Source organism: Synechococcus sp. M16.1 (genome assembly GCF_014279895.1).
GTDB lineage: Bacteria > Cyanobacteriota > Cyanobacteriia > PCC-6307 > Cyanobiaceae > Parasynechococcus.
This window is the reverse complement of the sequence record NZ_CP047954.1, coordinates 987,735-1,006,232: the sequence shown is the minus strand read 5'-3', so window position 1 is coordinate 1,006,232 and position 18,498 is coordinate 987,735. Positions and strand designations below refer to the sequence as shown.

General features: G+C 59.5%; 20 protein-coding genes. 6 read left to right on the top strand and 14 right to left on the bottom strand.

The genetic code is table 11. The features are described 5' to 3' along the window. Positions 1-25: 25 nt before the first annotated feature. Positions 26-1,123 carry a DUF389 domain-containing protein gene (locus tag SynM161_RS05690; protein ID WP_255441963.1) on the bottom strand — a complete coding sequence of 366 codons (1,098 nt, stop codon included), beginning with the start codon at positions 1,121-1,123 and terminating at the stop codon, positions 26-28. A gap of 86 nt (positions 1,124-1,209) precedes the next feature. On the opposite strand from SynM161_RS05690, the gene SynM161_RS05685 reads away from it, so the two are divergent. Then, on the top strand, positions 1,210-2,076 hold the full coding sequence (locus SynM161_RS05685) for an EamA family transporter (RefSeq protein ID WP_186542257.1): 867 nt from the start codon (positions 1,210-1,212) through the stop codon (positions 2,074-2,076). On the opposite strand, the gene cobW is transcribed toward SynM161_RS05685, so the two are convergent. Together cobW and SynM161_RS05675 are read right to left on the bottom strand one after the other, a co-directional pair. Continuing rightward, on the bottom strand, positions 2,013-3,134 hold the full coding sequence (gene cobW, locus SynM161_RS05680; protein ID WP_186542256.1) for a cobalamin biosynthesis protein CobW: 1,122 nt from the start codon (positions 3,132-3,134) through the stop codon (positions 2,013-2,015). The two genes, SynM161_RS05685 and cobW, sit on opposite strands and share 64 nt — an antisense overlap. A 5-nt stretch (positions 3,135-3,139) precedes the next feature. Further along, a complete protein-coding gene (locus SynM161_RS05675; protein ID WP_244273103.1) occupies positions 3,140-3,631 on the bottom strand; it encodes a pentapeptide repeat-containing protein in 492 nt (163 codons plus the stop codon). 73 nt (positions 3,632-3,704) lie between these two features. On the opposite strand from SynM161_RS05675, the gene SynM161_RS05670 reads away from it, so the two are divergent. The 3 genes from SynM161_RS05670 to ilvD are packed head-to-tail and all read left to right on the top strand — an operon-like array spanning position 3,705 to position 6,343. Then, positions 3,705-4,310, top strand: a complete 606-nt coding sequence (locus SynM161_RS05670) for a uracil phosphoribosyltransferase (protein ID WP_186542255.1) — start codon at positions 3,705-3,707, stop codon at positions 4,308-4,310. A gap of 36 nt (positions 4,311-4,346) precedes the next feature. Next, the gene (locus tag SynM161_RS05665; RefSeq protein ID WP_114989086.1) at positions 4,347-4,625 is read left to right on the top strand and encodes a hypothetical protein; all 279 of its coding nucleotides are present in this window, start codon (positions 4,347-4,349) and stop codon (positions 4,623-4,625) included. 44 nt (positions 4,626-4,669) lie between these two features. Beyond that, positions 4,670-6,343 (top strand): dihydroxy-acid dehydratase, encoded by a 1,674-nt coding sequence (gene ilvD / locus SynM161_RS05660; RefSeq protein WP_186542254.1) that lies wholly within the window; start codon positions 4,670-4,672, stop codon positions 6,341-6,343. Between the two features lie 11 nt (positions 6,344-6,354). On the opposite strand, the gene SynM161_RS05655 is transcribed toward ilvD, so the two are convergent. The 7 genes from SynM161_RS05655 to glpX all read right to left on the bottom strand — a co-directional run bounded on the left by SynM161_RS05655 (position 6,355) and on the right by glpX (position 13,300). Continuing rightward, positions 6,355-6,723: a hypothetical protein gene (locus tag SynM161_RS05655; RefSeq protein WP_114989084.1), complete on the bottom strand. Its 369-nt coding sequence runs from the start codon at positions 6,721-6,723 to the stop codon at positions 6,355-6,357. A gap of 4 nt (positions 6,724-6,727) precedes the next feature. Continuing rightward, on the bottom strand, positions 6,728-7,288 hold the full coding sequence (locus tag SynM161_RS05650; RefSeq protein ID WP_186542253.1) for a CIA30 family protein: 561 nt from the start codon (positions 7,286-7,288) through the stop codon (positions 6,728-6,730). Further along, entirely contained in the window at positions 7,269-7,982 is a 714-nt protein-coding gene (gene pgl, locus SynM161_RS05645; RefSeq protein ID WP_114989082.1) for a 6-phosphogluconolactonase, read from the bottom strand. Before pgl ends, SynM161_RS05650 begins: the two co-directional genes overlap by 20 nt. A gap of 11 nt (positions 7,983-7,993) precedes the next feature. Beyond that, positions 7,994-9,412 carry an NADP-dependent phosphogluconate dehydrogenase gene (gene gndA, locus SynM161_RS05640; protein WP_186542252.1) on the bottom strand — a complete coding sequence of 473 codons (1,419 nt, stop codon included), beginning with the start codon at positions 9,410-9,412 and terminating at the stop codon, positions 7,994-7,996. A gap of 136 nt (positions 9,413-9,548) precedes the next feature. After that, a complete protein-coding gene (locus SynM161_RS05635) occupies positions 9,549-10,844 on the bottom strand; it encodes a glucose-1-phosphate adenylyltransferase (protein WP_186542251.1) in 1,296 nt (431 codons plus the stop codon). Positions 10,845-10,965: 121 nt separating this feature from the next. Beyond that, positions 10,966-12,264: a glutamyl-tRNA reductase gene (locus SynM161_RS05630; RefSeq protein WP_186542250.1), complete on the bottom strand. Its 1,299-nt coding sequence runs from the start codon at positions 12,262-12,264 to the stop codon at positions 10,966-10,968. Between the two features lie 31 nt (positions 12,265-12,295). Then, entirely contained in the window at positions 12,296-13,300 is a 1,005-nt protein-coding gene (gene glpX, locus SynM161_RS05625) for a class II fructose-bisphosphatase (protein ID WP_006851350.1), read from the bottom strand. A 150-nt stretch (positions 13,301-13,450) separates the two neighbouring features. On the opposite strand from glpX, the gene rpe reads away from it, so the two are divergent. Next, on the top strand, positions 13,451-14,134 hold the full coding sequence (rpe, locus tag SynM161_RS05620; protein ID WP_115008971.1) for a ribulose-phosphate 3-epimerase: 684 nt from the start codon (positions 13,451-13,453) through the stop codon (positions 14,132-14,134). Positions 14,135-14,288: 154 nt separating this feature from the next. Then, positions 14,289-14,417, top strand: coding sequence for a hypothetical protein (locus SynM161_RS12050; RefSeq protein WP_255441962.1), 129 nt, complete (start codon positions 14,289-14,291; stop codon positions 14,415-14,417). Positions 14,418-15,233: 816 nt separating this feature from the next. On the opposite strand, the gene ccsB is transcribed toward SynM161_RS12050, so the two are convergent. The 4 genes from ccsB to SynM161_RS05600 are packed head-to-tail and all read right to left on the bottom strand — an operon-like array spanning position 15,234 to position 18,449. Next, positions 15,234-16,148: a c-type cytochrome biogenesis protein CcsB gene (ccsB, locus tag SynM161_RS05615; protein ID WP_186542249.1), complete on the bottom strand. Its 915-nt coding sequence runs from the start codon at positions 16,146-16,148 to the stop codon at positions 15,234-15,236. Positions 16,149-16,186: 38 nt separating this feature from the next. Then, positions 16,187-17,347, bottom strand: coding sequence for an LptF/LptG family permease (locus SynM161_RS05610; RefSeq protein WP_255441987.1), 1,161 nt, complete (start codon positions 17,345-17,347; stop codon positions 16,187-16,189). Beyond that, positions 17,347-18,075, bottom strand: a complete 729-nt coding sequence (gene lptB / locus SynM161_RS05605; protein ID WP_186542248.1) for an LPS export ABC transporter ATP-binding protein — start codon at positions 18,073-18,075, stop codon at positions 17,347-17,349. Before lptB ends, SynM161_RS05610 begins: the two co-directional genes overlap by 1 nt. Then, positions 18,072-18,449: an LptA/OstA family protein gene (locus SynM161_RS05600; protein WP_370593127.1), complete on the bottom strand. Its 378-nt coding sequence runs from the start codon at positions 18,447-18,449 to the stop codon at positions 18,072-18,074. Before SynM161_RS05600 ends, lptB begins: the two co-directional genes overlap by 4 nt. Positions 18,450-18,498 lie beyond the last annotated feature (49 nt).

Here is an 18,498-nt window from a genome sequence, read left to right as displayed (position 1 = left end):
CGTTCACAAACCAGCATCTATTGCGTTAGTTCATTGACTGATTGTCAAACTTGTACACACGGTTGGGAATCACACTGATGTTGACATCAGGGTCATCCAAACCGAAGTCTTTGGCTCGTTTCAACATCTGCTGATTGACATCGTTCATAAAGGATTGATCCAAGATGTCTTCGGGTGCATTGAGCACAATATCCAGCCTTGCCTTGTTGTTAACAACACTCACGCTGCTGTACATCAGACGAACTTTTGACCACAACCTCTGGTTGCCTCGCGCGAGGGCTACACGTTTGAGTTGTCCTGCTTTGAAGCGACCAAATTCTGCATCCATCTGCTGCCGCACACTGAAGTCATGCAATGCCGATGACAAGGGCAGGCTCAACAGCCCGAGCAATCCCAACCAGACCAGAAGATTGCGCCAACAGCTGCGGAATGAGCCGTAACGCTGCAGCAAAAACACCACAAGGCTGGTGACGGTGATGCCGATCAGGTTCGCCAGAAAAATTAGAAACGATCCCTCCGCGATCTGGTTGGTGAGACCCGCCACAGTTCCACGGCCAAACACAGCCACCATTTCCGAGCCGAGCGTGAGGCCGATGCCGCTGACACAGAGCGGTGGCACAAGGGCGACAGCAATCGCCACTCCGGCAATCGAATTCGACAATTGCTTGCGGGTCATCGAGAACGACCCGGCAACGGCCGCCACGATGGCGATGCCCAGATCGACCAGGTTGGGAGACGTGCGGCCAGTGATCTCCGACTGCACATGGCTGATGCCGAGTCCCAAACTGATCAACGCCGCGGTTGCAATCACCGCCAGAACGCCGAAGCCAATGGTGACGGCGGAACGTCGGATCAATTTCCCATCGCTCACGGCCAAGCCAAAAGCCAGGCTGAGGATGGGGTCCATCAGCGGAGCGACGATCATGGCCCCGATCACAACCGCCGTGCTGTTGGAGATCAGCCCGAGGCTGGCAATCACCGCAGAGCTGATCAGAAGAATGAAAAAACCAAGCGATGGCTTGGATGAAGCGATCCGCGCTTCATAAAGCTCCGTGCGAGGAACACGACTTTCAAGATGAACCGCCCAATGCCCCGACAAGGTTTCCAGCAATTGCCCCAGCACCGTGCACGTCTCCAGGCCTCACATTCCTGAATTGTGCGAAGAGTTCTCGACTGCGCAGCAGACTGCACAACGACCAACACCAGACCATGACGGGTGTACTGGCGGCCCTTGGAGCAGCCATGGCCTGGACGGGAGCCAGTGCACTCTGGCGATCGCTATCAGGGCGAGTCACGGCGATCCGGCTCAACGCCATGAAGAACGGCTTGGCCAGCCTGCTGTTTCTGCCTGTTCTGCTCACACTTCCGCACAACACCGAGGTGCATGCTGTTCTGCTGCTGTTGATCAGCGGCTTGATCGGCATTGCGGCCGGAGACAGCTTCTATCTCGGGGCGTTGCGGCGACTCGGCACCCGACGAACCCTCACCGTGGAAGCCAGCGGTCCGGTGCTGGCCAGCATCGCTGGGGTGTTGGTGATGGGGGACAGCCTGGCCGTGAAGAACGGTCTCGGCGCGCTTTTGGTTTCAAGCGCGGTGGTTCTCATTGCCATGCAGGCGAAAGAGACGAGCCAAGGGGAGCGGGGGGACAACGCTGCTGACTTCGGCATCGGGCTGCTGTTGGCACTCACTGCCGTGGTCTGTGGCCTGAGCGGAGCCTTTCTGGCCCGTCACGTGCTGATCAACAGTGACCTCACCCCATTGCAGACGGCATCGATCCGGCTGCTGGGCGGATGGCTTGGTCTTCTTCCCTTCCTCAAAGGGATCTGGAGACAGACCAAGCTGAAGCAACGGGAGCAATGGAAGCTTGTGATTGCCACCGTGGTCGGAACCAACGGGGGAATCCTGTTGCAACAGGTGGTGCTGCAAACGATGCCCGTTGGAGAAGGGGTGACCCTGATGGCCACGGCACCAGTGATGGCTCTTTTTGTAGGCCGAATAGAAGGAGACCCGATTCAGCTCTCCGGCGTGGCTGCCGCGGGGCTGGCCTTGGCCGGTGTGGCCTGCACCAGCCTCTGAAGGCCGGATTCCAGGGCCGGAGCTGCAGCCTCGTTCAAAGCCAGCACCACCAGATCAGCACCACAGCCCTGATCGGGACGCCAGGCATGGCTGGGAGCTGCTTCAAACCAGCTGTTCAACCGCGGACCCACCATCTGGATCTGAAGCGGAAGCGTTTTGCTGGGCAGCCAGACACGCCCCTTGAGTCGAACCACCTGGAGATTGCTCACGAGGCTGGGCAACAGCTGTTCGAGGGCCTGACGGTCCAAGGCCCCTTCAACACGAACATTGCTGCCGACCATGTCGACATGGCTGTGGTCGTGATGGTCGTGGTCGTGGTGGTCGTTGTCGTGGTCGTTGTCGTGGTGGGTGTGGGCCTCCTGGGGGGTGGGCTTGTGCTCAAGGCCCAACACAACGGATGTCTCCACCTGTCCCTGAGACACAGGAAGCAGAGCGGTACCCGGGCGCACTTTGTCTTTGATACGCCCCTGCACCTCAGCCATCGCTGATGCATCCATGCAATCAGCCCGGCTGATCAAGACCAGGTCAGCGGCCTGGAGTTGATCCTCAAACAAGTCGTCGATCGCTGTGAGGTGATCGAGGCTGGGATCCTCGGCCCGTTGCCGCTCCAGCGCTTCAGCATCAGCCACTGGGCTGCCTGCAGCCAAAGCTTCGCCATCCACCAGCGTCACCACACCATTCACATGCACGCGGCTGCGGATGGCCGGCCAATCCAGGGCCTGAAGCAGAGGCCTTGGCAAAGCGAGACCGCTGGTTTCAACAACGATCCCATCCAATTGATCCGCCCGTTCCAGCAACGTCTCCATGGTCGGCAGGAAGTCGTCCTGCACCGTGCAGCAGAGGCAGCCGTTGTTCAGCTCAACCAAACGGCCGTCCACCTCCTCCTCAGGACAAAACCCGCAGCTGCGAATCAGATCACCATCAAGCCCAACGCTGCCGAATTCGTTGACCATCACAGCCAATCGCTGACCGCCACGGGTGAGCAGATGGCGGAGCACCGTGGTCTTGCCGGCCCCAAGAAACCCGGTGATCACGGTCACCGGCAGACGCTTAGCCATGACGATTAAGGGCGGCAGCCCAGGCTCTCACGGGTGGAGACACCACTGATCGGATTGGATCCATCCGCCCGAGCGCAGAGGGCCCGCTGTTGGGGAAGGTCGATCACGGCGTTGGTGAAATCAGCACCGTCGATCTGCGCGTCCGTGAAACGGCTCTGCATCATCATCGCGTTGGTGAAATTGGCCCCCCGGAGATCGGCGCCCTCGAAGTGGCTGGCAAAGCCCACAACATCGGAGAGATCGGCATCCCGGAGATCGGCCCCCTGTAGTTGCGAGGTGTTGATCACAGCGCCGCGCAGGTCTGTGCCGCTGAGATTCACCTCGCGCAAATCGGCCTTGAGGAACTCTTTTTCTTTGAGGTCAAGACCGTGCATATCAGCGCTGATCTCCTGAACTGCGAACTGACCACGCAGCTCGGGAGCGGTGATGGCCTGCACTGATTCAGCCCAAACAACAGTGCTGAACGCCAGCGTGATCACCGCCAGCAGCGAGGCCATACGTCGAAGGGCGCCCATGAGACCGGTAATTTGAGCAATCACGTTATGGCAACTGTCCGCGGAGCGAGTCGATATGGCCATGAGCTTGCGGGTGCTGGTTCCACCCCATCCCCTGATCGGCCATTGGCTGACCATGCTTCGGCATCGGGAAACCCCTGCGGCCCTCTACGCCACAGCCCTGCAGGAACTGGGCCGGTGGCTCACCTACGAAGCCCTGCGGGACTGGCTGCCCCATCGCCGGGAGATGGTGCCCGGACTCCATGGGGACACCGAAGGCACCCTCGTTGAAGCATCGGTACCGCTGATCGCCATTCCATTGCTGCCAGCAGGCCTCGAGCTTTGGCAGGGAGGACGATCCGTCCTTCCCGATTCCTGCCTCTGCCTGGGGTCGTGCCCACAGGAGATCGAAGCCAACGCCGGGGTGATTCTGTTTGTTGATCAGATCAGTGATGGTGAGGCCACCCTCAAACTTCTGCAGGAGCTCCAGAGCAAGGGTGTGGATGGTCGGCGGCTGCGGCTGATCACTGCCCTGTGCGCCAGTCCTGGACTGAAGCTGTTGGGTGAAGCGATTCCAGACCTAACGCTGCACACCGCCTGCATTGACGAAGGCGTGGGGGAGCAGGGTGAGATTCGTCCGGGAATCGGTGACCCTGTGCGACGGCTGAACCTCAGATCTTGAGGGCATGACTAACCTTCAGGCAGGTTGAATGCACCCATGGCCCAGCAGCACGACACGGGCTCAGGCACCCTGGCAACTCTGGTCACCGGAGCAGTGCTCGGTGCTGCAGGCCTGGCCTGGTGGCTCCTCAACGAAGCCGACAGGCGCAGGCGTTACGGCGCGCAGAAGTCGATGTTGCACGCACCGCGGATGCAGGACGGTTCCGAAGTGCTGGACAGCGCAGGCAACGGACACCTCGAGGAGCGGGTGGAAAAACTCAACGCGGAAATCGCCCGCGTTCGCGCCCAACTCGAGGGACTCGGTAGCGAAGGATGAGCGCTCGGTAGGTTGGCTTGATTGCCACTGGTCCGCTCCGTTCCATGCTTCGCTCCGACGCCGTCACCAAGGGGATTCAGCGGTCTCCCAACCGCGCCATGTTGCGGGCCGTGGGTTTTGGAGACAGCGATTTCGGCAAGCCCATCCTGGGCATCGCCAACGGCTACAGCACCATCACCCCCTGCAATGTGGGGCTGAACGACCTCGCCAAACGAGCTGAGGAAGCGGCCCGGCAGGCCGGAGGCATGCCACAGATGTTCGGAACCATCACCGTGAGTGATGGAATCTCCATGGGCACCGAAGGGATGAAGTACTCCCTGGTGAGCCGTGAAGTGATCGCTGACGCCATCGAAACGGCCTGCAATGGCCAGAGCATGGATGGGGTGCTGGCCGTTGGTGGCTGCGACAAGAACATGCCCGGCGCCATGCTCGCGATGGCGCGGATGAACATCCCTTCGGTGTTCGTCTACGGCGGCACGATCAAGCCGGGCAAGCTGGGCGGCTGTGATCTCACGGTGGTGAGCGCTTTTGAAGCGGTCGGCCAACTGACCAGCGGCAAGATCGACGAAGAGCAGCTCACCGCAGTTGAGAAAAATGCCTGCCCTGGGGCTGGCAGTTGCGGCGGCATGTTCACCGCCAACACCATGAGTGCCGCCATCGAAACGATGGGTCTCAGCCTCCCCTACAGCTCCACGATGGCTGCCGAGGACGAGGAAAAGGCTGACAGTGCCGCTCGCTCCGCCGAGGTGCTGGTGGAGGCCGTGAAAGCCAACATCCGCCCCCTGGATCTGCTCACCAAGGAAGCCTTTGAGAACGCCATCAGCGTGATCATGGCGGTGGGTGGCTCCACCAATGCGGTGCTGCACCTGCTGGCCATTGCCCGAACCGCCGGCGTTGATCTGAGCATCGATGACTTCGAACGGATTCGTCAGCGGGTGCCGGTGATCTGTGATCTCAAGCCCAGCGGCCGCTACGTGACCGTTGATCTGCACAACGCCGGCGGCATTCCCCAGGTGATGAAGCTGCTGCTGGATGCAGGCTTGCTGCACGGCGACTGCCGAACGGTGGAGGGCAAAAGCCTGAAGGAGTTGCTCGCCGATGTGCCCTCGGAGCCGCCCTCCGGGCAGGACGTGATCCGCCCCCTGAGCAATCCGCTTTACGCCAAAGGGCACCTCGCCATCCTGAAGGGCAACCTCGCCAGCGAGGGAAGCGTGGCCAAGATCAGCGGTGTGAAGACACCTGTTCTCACCGGCCCGGCGCGGTTGTTTGAAAGCGAGGAAGACTGCCTTGCCGCCATCCTCGACAAAAAGATCCAGGCCGGGGATGTGGTGGTGGTTCGCAACGAGGGTCCCGTCGGTGGACCGGGCATGCGGGAGATGCTGGCTCCCACCTCAGCGATCGTTGGTCAGGGCCTTGGGGACAAGGTCGCCCTGATCACCGATGGCCGCTTCAGCGGCGGCACCTATGGCCTGGTGGTGGGTCACGTGGCTCCTGAAGCCGCCGTTGGCGGAACGATCGGGCTGGTTCAAGAAGGCGACAGCATCACGGTTGATGCCGATCAGCTGCTGCTCCAACTCAACGTGGATGACGCGGAACTGGATCGCCGCCGGGCGGGATGGAGCAAGCCGGAACCCCGTTACCGCAACGGAATTCTCGGCAAGTACGCGCGGCTCGTCTCCAGCTCAAGCCGGGGTGCGACCACCGACCACGCCGATTGAATTCGGCGCGATCAAACAGCCGGTTGCACCAGAGCCCGTAGGCGCCGACCCAATGCTTCAAGCGGGGCGGCATCCTGCGGTGCCGCACAGCGCTGCCCCGATGCGCCGTCCATCCAGACCGGATGGCGCCCGTGCCAGAGCATTGGACGTTCCGGTTGGTCCCACCAGCTCAGCATCAGATTGATCTCATCGCCACTCCGATAGATCTCCAGTTCAAGATCCTGATCGGAGCAACGCTGGCCGTCGCCATCACGGCATTCAATCCGCACGTGCAGATCGTCGATCTGTTCTGGAGCCGAAGGATCGATCAGAACAACAGCATGGCTCCAGGGCTTGAGGCAAACGTCAGCCGCCTTGGCAATCAACACCAGAAGGTCCATGGACTCAGGGCAAGGCGCGGATTGAACGGATCAGCACCCGGATGGACCCAGCGCGAAACCCCGGATTGAGATCCCCAGCATCGCCGAATTTCGAGTGCAACACCTGAATGCGGGTGATGCCACTGGGATCGAAGCGCAGCGGTAAGCCAACGGGCTTGGCACGCACCGTGGGTCTGAGGTCGGCGAATGGCACCACAACAGGGGTCAAACCGGACGGTTTGGTCGCAACATCCACCACCCAGCGGAGACCACCGGGAATCAGTTCCGTGAGTCCCATGGCTCCATCCCGGCAACCAAGGGCAATCTTCAGGGTGCGTCCCTCACCCTCAACATCCAGCTGAAGTGCTGCATACGGGGACAGATCGAGCGGGGGCTGCAGGCGAGGGGAGCGGCAGCTCACGAAACCACCGCCGGTCTCCACCAGCTCCCCGTCCAGCACGAGTCCGTCGGGGGTCACGCGGCAACCGGCACGGGATCGGCCGCCCATGATCGTGTCGTTCAGGCTGGCCCAGTCAGCAAAGTCGCTGCCCTGGAAAAGGATCTGTTCAGAGGCCGGCGGCTGCATCCTGATCAGCAAGGATCAGCACATCACTAGCAGGTTGAACCAGCCGAGCGGGAGTGCGGTCGGAGGATTCGGAGGGATCGACCAGTCGCCGGAGGGCCTCCTGCTTACCGGCCCCACTGACGAGGAAGATCACCTGACGGGCGGCACTGAGCACAGGAGCCGTCATGGTGATGCGATCCAACCCCTTGCCGCGCCCGATGGTCGTCCAGCGATCCAGCACCGCTGGTGCCTCGGTGCCGGGGAACAGGGATGCGGTGTGGCCGTCATCCCCCAGGCCCAGCAGCATCACATCGAACACCGGTGGTGCTCCTGAGCACAGCTGAGAAAGCTGGTCAGCAAAAGCCTGGGCACTGGCCTCAGGGCTCTCCAGTTCCACGGTAGGCACGGGATGAAAAGCGGCTGAAGCTCCAGGCCCGGGTGCGAGAAGGGTGCGGCGCAGCATGCCGGCGTTGCTGGACGCATCGTCGGCAGCCACCCAGCGCTCGTCACCCAGCACGACGTCCACCCGGTCCCAGGGCAACCGTTCCTGACCGAGCAGGGAGTAGGCGCTTGCGGGCGTGCTCCCGCCGGAGAGAGCGATCTGGCAGCGGTCCCGTTGATCCAAGGCCAGATCAATTTGGGCAGCAACAGTTTCACAGGCCTGACGGGCGAGGTCCTGAGGATCCTTCGCCCGCTCGATGCGGTAGTTGGTCATCGCTCAACCACTCAGCTGAGCCATTCGGTGTGGAACGTGCCCTCCTTGTCGACCCTTTGGTAGGTGTGGGAGCCGAAGCAATCGCGCATCGCCTGAACCAGGTTCTGAGGAAGGCGACCGGAGCGGTAGCTGTTGATGTAGTCGAGGGTGCTGCTGAAGCAGGGAACGGGAATGCCGGCCTCGGCGGCACCGGCCACCACTTGAGCCAGTCCGGGAAGTCGTCGGTTGATCTGTTCAGCGAACCATGGATCAACCATCAGGTTGGGCAGCTGGGGATCCGCGTGGAAAGCATCCTGAATGCGCTTCAGCAGACGGGCCCGAATGATGCAGCCACCCTTCCAGATCTGAGCGATCGACGGCATGTGGAGTTCATAGTCGAGGTCCTGGGAGGCGATTCGCAGAAGCTCCATGCCCTGGGCATAACTGGCGATGCAGCTCAGCACCGTGGCATCCATCAGCGGAGCCATGGCATCGTCAGCCGTTCCCAGGTCAAAGTCCTTGATGGTTGGTCCTTTGAGGATCGATTCGGCCGCCACGCGTTGGGGCTTCATCGAGCTCATCACCCTTGCATTGAGAGAGGCGTAGATGGTGGGAACAGAGGCACCCATCTGCAGCGCCGTCACCACGGTCCAAAGGCCCGTGCCCTTCTGGCCAGCCTGATCGGTGATTTTTTCCACCAGATCAGTGCCATCGACGGGATCCTTGGTGCGGAGACACACCTCGGTGATTTCAACCAGATACGACGACAACTCTTCTGTGGCGTTCCATTGACCGAGAACATCGGCCATCTGCACACCGGTCATTCCTTTGACCCGCTTCATCAGGTCGTAGCCCTCGGCAAGGATCTGCTCAATGCCGTATTCGATCCCGTTGTGGACGGTCTTCACCAGGTGTCCTGACCCGCCGGGACCGATGTAGGTCACGCAAGGTCCGTCTTCGACCTGAGCCGCCATCTTGTTCACAAGGCCCTCGATGGCCTCATAGGAGGTTTTGGTTCCTCCGGGCATCATGCTCGGCCCCTCCAGGGCACCTTTGGCGCCACCGGACACACCCATACCGATGAAACCGAAGCTCTTGCTCTCGAGTTGCTTCACCCGACGTTCGGTGTCGTGGTAGTCGGAGTTGCCTCCATCAATCAGCAGATCGCCTTCTTCGAGATAGGGGGAGAGCTGATCAACAACAGCATCGACGGCAGGCCCCGCCTTCACCATCATCAAAATCCGGCGGGGGCGTTCCAACTTGCCAACGAAATCTTCGAGGTCAGTGGCGCCCTGAATGTTCTTGTCCTTGCCACGCCCCTGGAGGAAGTCTTCGGTTTTGGCGTAGGTGCGGTTGTAGACAACGCTGGAGAAACCGTTGCGTTCCGCATTCAGGACGAGGTTCTCGCCCATCACGCCAAGACCGATGAGGCCGAAGTGAGACTTGGACATGGCCAGAAGAACCACTGAGGACTGATCTCAGTGTGTTGATCTCGGCTGGTCTCGACCGCAAATCAACCAACAAATGTCAGGAATGAGCCATCTGCTCAGGCAGACATCAGCTCATTCCTGAAAACGGATGCTGCCCTCAGATCACCGTTCCATCAGCGATGGTGGCGTTTTTCTGAACCACCACAATGCCGTTGCGGATGTAGAAGCCCTGATCGGAACGGTCGGCTTCTTCCACGTTGTCCTTGTTGATGATCGAGACACCCGAACCAATGCGGGTGTTCTTGTCGAGGATGGCGCGTTTCACCGTGGTGCCCTTGCCCACGCCGAGAGGAATGCCTCCGCGTTCTTTCAAGACAGCGCGTTCGTCTGGAGATTCGAAGAAGTCGGCCCCCATCACCAGCGTGTCTTGAAGCACGCAATCACTTTCAATTCGACTGCGCACCCCGAGAACACAGTGATGGATGCTGCAGGACTTCAGGATTGAGCCTTCGCCAACAATCGAGTTGGTGATCTGGGCGTCAACCAGCTTGCTGGGGGGCAGATAGCGAGGACGGGTGTAGATGGGGAATTTCTCGTCGTAGAAGCTGAAGGGGGGCGTGGGTTGTTGGGTCAGCGCGAGGTTGGCTTCATAGAACGCGCCGATGGTGCCGATGTCTTCCCAGTAGTCGTCGAACACATAGCTCTGAAGCTTGTCGCCCCGCGCTAGAGCCTCGGGAATGATCTCCTTGCCGAAATCCTTGTGCCCGGGATGCTTGTCGAGCAAATCAAAGAGGGTCTGACGGCTGAAGACGTAAATGCCCATCGAGGCCAGATAGGGCCTTTCCTTGGCTGAATCGGCACTCAGGCCGAAGCGAGAGGTGTCGACAGCCATCTCCAGCAGGGAATCACCCTTGGGCTTCTCGCGGAACTCCTTGATCGAGCCGTTTTCATCGGTCCGCATCAGACCGAAAGCCTCTGCCTGCTTGGGATCAACGGGAAGGGCAGCGACTGTGAGATCAGCACCTGAGCGGCGGTGGTGCTCGATGAAGAGGCTGTAATCCATCCGGTAGAGCTGGTCGCCGGAAAGGATCAGGTATTCATCAACATCCCATTCCTGGAACAACCACTGGTATTTGCGTACAGCGTCTGCAGTGCCTTCAAACCAAGTGGGACTGTCGGGGGTTTGCTGAGCTGCGAGCACCTCAACAAAACCGCCACCAAAGGTATTACTGAGGTTGTAGGTCTGACTGAGGTGACGGTTCAGTGACGCACTGTTGAACTGCGTCATCACGTACATCTTGTTGATGTCGGAGTTGATGCAGTTGCTAATCGGAATATCAATCAGTCGATATTTGCCTGCCAGAGGGACGGCCGGCTTGGCGCGCATTTTTGTGAGCGGATACAGGCGCGTGCCTGCACCGCCGCCCAGAATGATGGCCAAGACCCGCTTCATGCCGCTGTCCCAAATCGGCGTTGCCGCAAGAACTTACCGGAGTTTTTGGCTTCGCAACCGTCTTTCGGAAGAATCAGTCGAGATTACTGGGATTCAGATCGCGACTGAATCGCTCAACAGCTCAAGAAGCTTCCAAATCGAACAGTCGTTCGACAATTCGGAGGGCCTGTTGGCGATCCTGACGGGTCTGGGGAGCCCGCAGCTGGGTCACCGGCGTGTGGAGGATTTTGTTGATAATTCCCTTGCTCAACGCTTCGACAACCTTGCGTTCCCGGGCTGAGAAATCAGGCCCCATTCGGCTGAGGGCTTTCTGGAGTTCCTCCGAACGGATCGACTCCATCGACGAGCGCAGCTGGTTGATGGTCGGGACAGCCTCAAGGCTGTCCCACCACTCGAGGAACTGCTGCGCTTCTTGCTGAAGCAACTGCTCAGCCTCGCGGGCCATGGCCTGACGGGCTTCCTGGTTACGGGCAACGACCTCTTGCAGGTCGTCCACATCGTGGGATTCAACGCCGTCCACATCGGCAGCATCCGCAGCGATGTTGCGCGGCACACCGATATCAATCAAGCGCAGCTTGCTGCGCCGGTTCAGAGGAGCCAGACGTGCGGCATCAATGATCGGATCATCGGCGGCGGTGCTGGTGAACATCAGCGAGCAGGTGCTCAGGTACTGATCCAAATCCGTAAGCGGCCTGCACTGAACAGGAAGATCAGGGAAATCAGCCGATAGATGCTCTGCCCGTTCAACGGTGCGGTTGAGCAGAACAACACCCGAGGCACCTTTGGCCTGAAGGTGCTGGAGCAACAGACGGCTCATGCGCCCTGCACCAACAACGGCGATCTGCTCGCTTTCCAGGGTGACCAGTTGATCCAGACCTCGGGATTGACCGAGCTTGAGCTGGGCGAGCTCAACGGCAGCTGAGCTGATCGAAACAGCACCCGTTCCGAGGTTGGTTTCACTGCGCACCCGTTTGCCGGTGGAAACAGCCTGGGTGAGCAAGCGGTTCAGGATCGGACCCAGGGATTTGTGCTCCTGGCCGAGCCGCATCATTTTTTTCACCTGGGAGAGAATTTGACCTTCCCCCAGCACAAGGCTATCGAGACCTGCTGCCACCCGCATCAGGTGGTCGACAGCGTCTTCGTGGTGGTAACTGAACAGGTGGGGCGTCAGCTCCCCTGTTTCAAGACCGGAGTGGCTGCTGAGGAAGTCGCTGACAGCAGACACGCCGAGGTCCGGATTGCGGACCAAGGTGTAAATCTCAAGGCGGTTGCAGGTGCTGAGGATCGATGCCTCGAGCACCTGCTCGTTGCCGCGGAGGGATTGAAGGGACGTCTCCATGGTCTGCTCAGGGATGCTGAGCCGTTCCCGGATCTCCACCGGTGCCGTCCGATGACTGAGGCCGACGACGGAGATATGCATGAAGACGTTCCTCTCAACCAGTTGATGACGATCAGCTCAGAGCAATGCTCTGGGCGCCGTCTTTGATGTGCACGGTGTTGGTGAAGCGGCAGGTGTTGTCCAGGTTGCTGATCACCAGGCTGCTTGTGCGGGTGCAGTCCTTTTCGAACTTAACGCCATCAAAGAGCAGACCATCCGTGATGCCGCTGCCAGCGAAACAAACATGCTCGCCGCAGGCCAGCTCCTCAGCCTCATAGACCTTGTCGGGATCGGCGATGCCCATCTCAGCGAGACGCGCCAGGTTGCCCTCTTTGGTCATGTCAGCCCACTCGGAGGTCTGAGCAATCGCAGGGTCATACACCAGTTGGCCCTGGAAGTGACCACCAAGAGCGCGCATGGCAGCGGCGGAGATCACACCTTCAGGGGCAGCACCGATGCCCATCAGGCAGTGGGTTCCGGTACCAGCGAAACCGCAGGCGATGGCGGCCTGAACGTCACCATCGGAGATGGGCTGGATGCGAGCGCCGGTGGCACGGATCTCAGCGATCAGGTCCTTGTGACGGGCGCGATCCATCACCACGATGTTCAGCTCGTCGACGGGGAGACCCAGACACTCGCTGAGGATCTTGATGTTTTCAGTGGCTGATTTGCGAATGTCCACCTTGCCCTTGGCTGCCGGAGGAGCAGCCAGCTTCTTCATGTAGAAGTCGGGGGCGTTGAACAGACCGCCACGGTCGGAAGCGGCGAGAACAGCCATGGAGCCGCGCTGGTTGAAGGCGCAGAGGTTGGTGCCTTCGCAAGGGTCAACAGCAAAGTCAACGCCGGGGCCGGTGCCGGTGCCGACCTCTTCTCCGATGTAAAGCATTGGGGCTTCATCACGTTCCCCCTCTCCGATCACGATGCGGCCCTGCATCTGGATCTGATTCATGCGCTTGCGCATGGCATCAACGGCCAATGCATCGGCTTCATCCTTCAGGCCTTTGCCGGAGAGCGAGGCGGAAGCGATGGCGGCCTGCTCGACGATCTCGAGAATTTCCTGAATGAGGGTCTGATCCACGGGACTCCGGATGAGGTGGGACGGGTTGGCGAGATCTCCTGGACGGGCAGTTGGCCGTCGCCGCAGTGGATCTCGACGTCTGAGCGCGGCTCACTGTATCAGTGGTTGCAGGAGTCCCTAAAATCTCCCGGCACTTCGCGCTCCTCATCCATGAGCACCAAGCCCCTGGTGATCTCGCCGTCAATCCTGTCGGCTGACTTCGCACGCCTCGGCGAAGAAGTGAAAGCCGTGGACGAAGCCGGTGCGGATTGGATCCATGTGGATGTGATGGACGGCCGCTTTGTTCCGAACATCACCATTGGACCGCTGATTGTTGAGGCGCTGCGGCCGGTGACCCAGAAGCCCCTGGACGTTCACCTGATGATCGTTGAGCCGGAGAAGTACGTCCCCGACTTCGCCAAAGCCGGTGCCGACATCATTTCCGTGCAGGTTGAAGCCTGCCCTCATCTGCACCGCAACCTGGCTCAGATCAAGGACCTGGGCAAAAAAGCAGGTGCAGTTCTGAACCCATCAACACCGATCGACACCCTCGAATACTGCCTCGAGCTCTGCGATCTGGTGCTGATCATGAGCGTGAACCCCGGTTTCGGGGGCCAGAGCTTCATTGAGAACCAGGTTCAGAAAATTCGCGACCTGCGCCGCATGTGCGACGAGAAGGGTCTCGATCCCTGGATCGAAGTGGATGGCGGCATCAAAGCCGGCAATGCTTGGAAGGTGATCGAAGCAGGTGCCAACGCGATTGTGTCCGGCTCCGGTGTGTTCAACCAGCCCGATTACGCTGAAGCAATCAAGGGAATCCGCAACAGCAGCAGCAAGGAAGCTGTCCTTGCCTGATCAACAGACCGTCATCTGACAGCCACAAGCCCGGCAGCCGATGCCGGGCTTTTTTGATGAGCACTTCAAGCAAGAACCCAGCGCTTGAACAGTTTCAACATCTCCAAAGATTTGATGTCCACAGTGATGCGACCATGCCTCCGATAATCAGTGCATGGGAGATGACGTCAAATTGGTTGCCGCCTTCCTGGCGCTTAATGCTGGTGTGATCGCATTGGCTTTTGCCGGATATCTCAAAGGGAGCATGAATATCGGTGCAGTCCTTCAACATCTTGCTCAATAGTTCCGTTGACTTTGCGCATCGGTCAGGCCCAGGCTCTCTTCCCTGCGGCTGAGTTGAAATACGGATGATCAAAGCAGGTCCTCTGGAGGAGACTGGGAGAGTCGAAGTCGGAGGCGTCCATGCGTGACGACGGTCCAACTGAGCAAGATCTAGAAGCTGCCTGACTGGTCTGACAAGCCATACAGCCAGACGCTTCGTTCAGCTTCAAAGAACGCCAACAAGGTTTAGGCCATCCCTTTGCGGGGGTGGCCTTCCTTTTTGCCCGTTGGCTTGATGCATGTCCTGAGAAGCCAACAACAACTTGGAAGGGCATCACGCCAATCAGTGACGTGGATCACAAAACAAGACTGAAGATCATGGAATTATTCAGTCACGCGATGGACCACAGGTCACGGCGCAAGATTCACGCATAACCGAGAGAACAGCATGAGCAGACGAGGCATCCATCCACTGCTTCGGGGTCTTGATCGGCCTCAGCGGGTCGCATCTTCAAGGCGAGCTGTCTTGCTGTCTGGCCTGGAATCGGCGCAGCGGAAGCGTTATTTGCGCTCGGAAGCAGAAGAGAGCGAAACCTCCCAACAAGCGGTCAGGCATCGCTCATCTCAGTGAGACGGAGCCTCCGCCGGTGTTGATTTATTCCTTCCTACTGGGTCTTGATTCCCGCGTTGCGAAAACTTGCGCTAACGGGCACACACATCCACACGATGCTGTCCATAGTGAAAGAACCCTGAGATGGGGGTACTTGACAGGGAGAAGAAACCCTCATCCGGGGGTGAAAGTTGTGGCTTGAGAGCATGCCACGTTGTTCACTGGAGTTCAGAAAAACCAGCCGTAGCTATGCAAACCAATGCCCAAAAGATTGACGCCGATGTAGCAAACAGCGATCACCACTAGACCAACAACCGCAACAAGAGCTGGGCGTCGGCCCTGCCAACCGCGACTGAGGCGGGTGTGCAGGTAGGCGGCATACACCAGCCAGCAGATCAAGGCCCAGGTTTCCTTGGGATCCCAGCTCCAGTAGCTGCCCCAGGCTTCATTCGCCCAAACAGCACCACTCACGATGCCCACCGTAAGCATCAAGAACCCAACGGTGATGGTGCGATAACTGAGGCTGTCGAGTTGCTCGTTGGTGCTCAGCTGAACCGATTGCAGCTGAACAGAACCACCATTCGTGATCGAGGCCGCCTGACGATATCCACCACTGCCAATGGAACTGCTCCGCAGTTCCAGGGTTTGGCCGCGATCGGTGACCAACACCGCCAAGGAGAGCAGGGATCCCACCAGCAGTGCGGCGTAACTCACCATGATCACGCTCACGTGCATGACCAACCAGCTTGAGCGCAGGGCGGGAACCAGAGGAGCCGCTGACTGCAATTGATCGGGCAAGGCAAAGCTGGCGAAGGCAATGCAACCAAGGCCCATGGGGGTGGCCGCAGCCGCCACGATGGGAGAAGGCCAGGCCCGTTCCACCAGCAGCTGGGTGAGGGTGCAAGCCCAGGCGAGAAAGCACAGGGATTCGTAGAGGTTGCTGATCGGGAAGTGGCCGGATTGCCACCAACGCAAAATCAGCTGAGCCGTGAACAGAAGGTTGGCGACGGCCACCAGCAGCCGCACCAAACCAGCCCGGGACTGGCTGGACACCGCCCAGAAAGCCAGGGGCATGGCCAGCAGCAGCAACACAAAGCCAGCGAAACCAAGACTGGTGACCAGCTCAAAGGGCGTGTTCAGCACACCATTTCCTGAAGACACGTCGATTCTGCCCCGGCCAATCAGCGACTGGCCTGTTTCAGCAACAGACCACCCGCCCCGAGAAACAACATCACAGGCAGCCAGGCCGCCAGGATCGGAGGCAGGGTTCCCTTCACCCCGAGGGAACTGAAGCTGAAACCAATCACGTAATAGACAGCGATGATGCCGAGGGTGAGCACAAACGAGAAGCTTCGGCTGCTTCGGTAACTGGGCTGAGCGCCGAGGGTGGCTCCAAACAATCCAAACACCAGACAGGCCATCGGAACCGTGAACTTCTCCTGGATCCGCACACGGATTTTGCGGGCTTCCTTGATGCTGCCGGCCTCTTCGTACATCCTTTGGGCCTGCAGTGCTTCAGCAACGGTCATGTTCACGGCATCGTTCTCAATCCCCGCCAAACGCAGCGGCCCAGATCCCAGGGGATAGACGTAACGATCGAAATCGGCCTTGGTTGAACTGCCATTCGCCGCCAAAGTCAGAATCTGGCCATCCATGAAATCCCAGCTGGCTTGGGCCTCATTCCAGATGGCCCGATCAGCACGCAACATCTGGGTAAGACCGGGTCTGGTGAAATCCAGAACCGTCACATCCAGCATTTGGCCGTTCTGGAATTTGCGGGAATAAAACAGTTGAAGCAGGCCCTTGTCACCCTTCTCACCATCTGAACCAATGCGTCTGCCGAAGCGGGGATAGATGACATCGCGTCCCGTCTCACTGGCGAGAGAACGCCCCAAGGCGCGCTTCAAGCTCACCTCTGCAAAGCGTTGGCTGCGGGGCACCACCACGTCGTTGAGAACGAAGGTGAACAGGGTCATCGCCATCGAGAGGGCGAGAGCGGCACTGATCATCCGCTTCGTGGTGATGCCGAGGCTTCTCAGGGCGGTGAGTTCGTTGTTGGCAGAAAGGCGGGTGAACACGAACAGCGAGGCCATCAGCGTTCCAATCGGCACAGAGAAAGCCAACCAACGCGGAATGCTGAACAACAGCACCTGAGCTGCAACTGTGATCGGCAGGTTCTTGTCGACCATCTGCCGGACCAGTTCAAACATCACGCCACCCGTGAGCAGCAGCAGGGTGAACAGGGCAATGAAGAACAGAAGCGGACCAAGCAGCTCCTTGAGCAACCAACGATCCAGAAGATCCAGCCGCATCCAGGTGGCCCGTTTGAGACGATCCAAAATCACAGTTGGAATCCCTCCCCGAGGTAATAACGACGCACCTGTGGATCAGCTGCCACCTCCTCGGAACGTCCTGCGGCCAACACCGCACCATCGTTGAGGATGTATGCCCGATCGGTGGTGGCCAGGGTTTCGCGCACGTTGTGATCGGTGATCAGAATCCCCATGCCCCGGGAGCGCAACCCCTCGATCAGCAGCTGCAGATCCGCCACCGCAAGGGGGTCGACGCCGGCAAAGGGTTCATCCAAAAGCAGATACGTCGGTCCGTTGTCACCCGATGCCAGTGCCCTGGCCACTTCGCAACGGCGACGTTCTCCCCCGGAGAGTTGGAAACCAAGACGATTGATGAACGCGCTGAGGTGAAAGTCCTCAATCAACTGCTGGCGCCGATCCCGACGCTGCTCGGAACTGAGACCGGTCTGTTCAAGGGCGATATCCAGATTTTCACGCACCGTGAGATTGCGAAACACACTCGCTTCCTGGGGCAGGTAACCCACACCAAGCCGGGCTCGCTCCGGCATAGGCAGATGGGTGACCCGCTCACCGTTCACGGTCACCTCCCCCTGATCAGGGGAGAGCAGACCGATCACCAGATTGAAGGTGGTGGTTTTTCCAGCTCCATTGGGACCAAGCAGGCCGACCACCTCGCCGGGGGCAAGCTTCAGATCCAAGCCCTTCACCAACTGGCGGCCCCCAAGGGTGATGGAGACATTCGACAGTTCCAAGGTCATGGAGTCACCGGGTTGGTCTCGGCCTGAACGTCGAGCACGGGTTGGCTGGGAGTGAGCGACCACTGACTGAACACCTGCTGGCCGGGAACAGGGCTGGCAATCGCGCGACCTTCATCCAGGAGATAAGTAAACCGATCAGCGCGGAGCTGGTTGCCATCAGCCTGGATCACATCAACATCACCACTCAGAACAATCCGGTCTTCCTCCGTGAAGTACTGGGCTTGTCGGCTGGTGGCCACCAAACCACGACCGGCGTGCACCAAGCGAACGTTGCCACTGGCGGTGATCACACCCGTTCCGTTGTCGGCCGATTGCAGGTCGGACTCAATCGTGATGACGCCAGCGTCAGCTGTTTGCTGAGCCTGGGCCGACAACAGGGGCCAAAGGGCGGCCAGAAGGGGCAGAGCTAAAAGAAGCCCCCGA

Coding starts and splice junctions, on each gene's coding strand:
- SynM161_RS05685 (WP_186542257.1), top strand. CDS start 1,210: ATGACGGGTGTACTGGCGGCCCTTGGAGCAGCCATGGCCTGGACGGGA.
- SynM161_RS05665 (WP_114989086.1), top strand. CDS start 4,347: ATGGCCCAGCAGCACGACACGGGCTCAGGCACCCTGGCAACTCTGGTC.
- rpe (WP_115008971.1), top strand. CDS start 13,451: ATGAGCACCAAGCCCCTGGTGATCTCGCCGTCAATCCTGTCGGCTGAC.
- SynM161_RS12050 (WP_255441962.1), top strand. CDS start 14,289: ATGGGAGATGACGTCAAATTGGTTGCCGCCTTCCTGGCGCTTAATGCT.
- SynM161_RS05675 (WP_244273103.1), bottom strand. CDS start 3,631: ATGGCCTCGCTGCTGGCGGTGATCACGCTGGCGTTCAGCACTGTTGTT.
- ilvD (WP_186542254.1), top strand. CDS start 4,670: ATGCTTCGCTCCGACGCCGTCACCAAGGGGATTCAGCGGTCTCCCAAC.
- SynM161_RS05650 (WP_186542253.1), bottom strand. CDS start 7,288: ATGCAGCCGCCGGCCTCTGAACAGATCCTTTTCCAGGGCAGCGACTTT.
- gndA (WP_186542252.1), bottom strand. CDS start 9,412: ATGTCCAAGTCTCACTTCGGCCTCATCGGTCTTGGCGTGATGGGCGAG.
- cobW (WP_186542256.1), bottom strand. CDS start 3,134: ATGGCTAAGCGTCTGCCGGTGACCGTGATCACCGGGTTTCTTGGGGCC.
- SynM161_RS05630 (WP_186542250.1), bottom strand. CDS start 12,264: ATGCATATCTCCGTCGTCGGCCTCAGTCATCGGACGGCACCGGTGGAG.
- SynM161_RS05655 (WP_114989084.1), bottom strand. CDS start 6,723: ATGGACCTTCTGGTGTTGATTGCCAAGGCGGCTGACGTTTGCCTCAAG.
- pgl (WP_114989082.1), bottom strand. CDS start 7,982: ATGACCAACTACCGCATCGAGCGGGCGAAGGATCCTCAGGACCTCGCC.
- SynM161_RS05635 (WP_186542251.1), bottom strand. CDS start 10,844: ATGAAGCGGGTCTTGGCCATCATTCTGGGCGGCGGTGCAGGCACGCGC.
- SynM161_RS05670 (WP_186542255.1), top strand. CDS start 3,705: ATGGCCATGAGCTTGCGGGTGCTGGTTCCACCCCATCCCCTGATCGGC.
- lptB (WP_186542248.1), bottom strand. CDS start 18,075: ATGACCTTGGAACTGTCGAATGTCTCCATCACCCTTGGGGGCCGCCAG.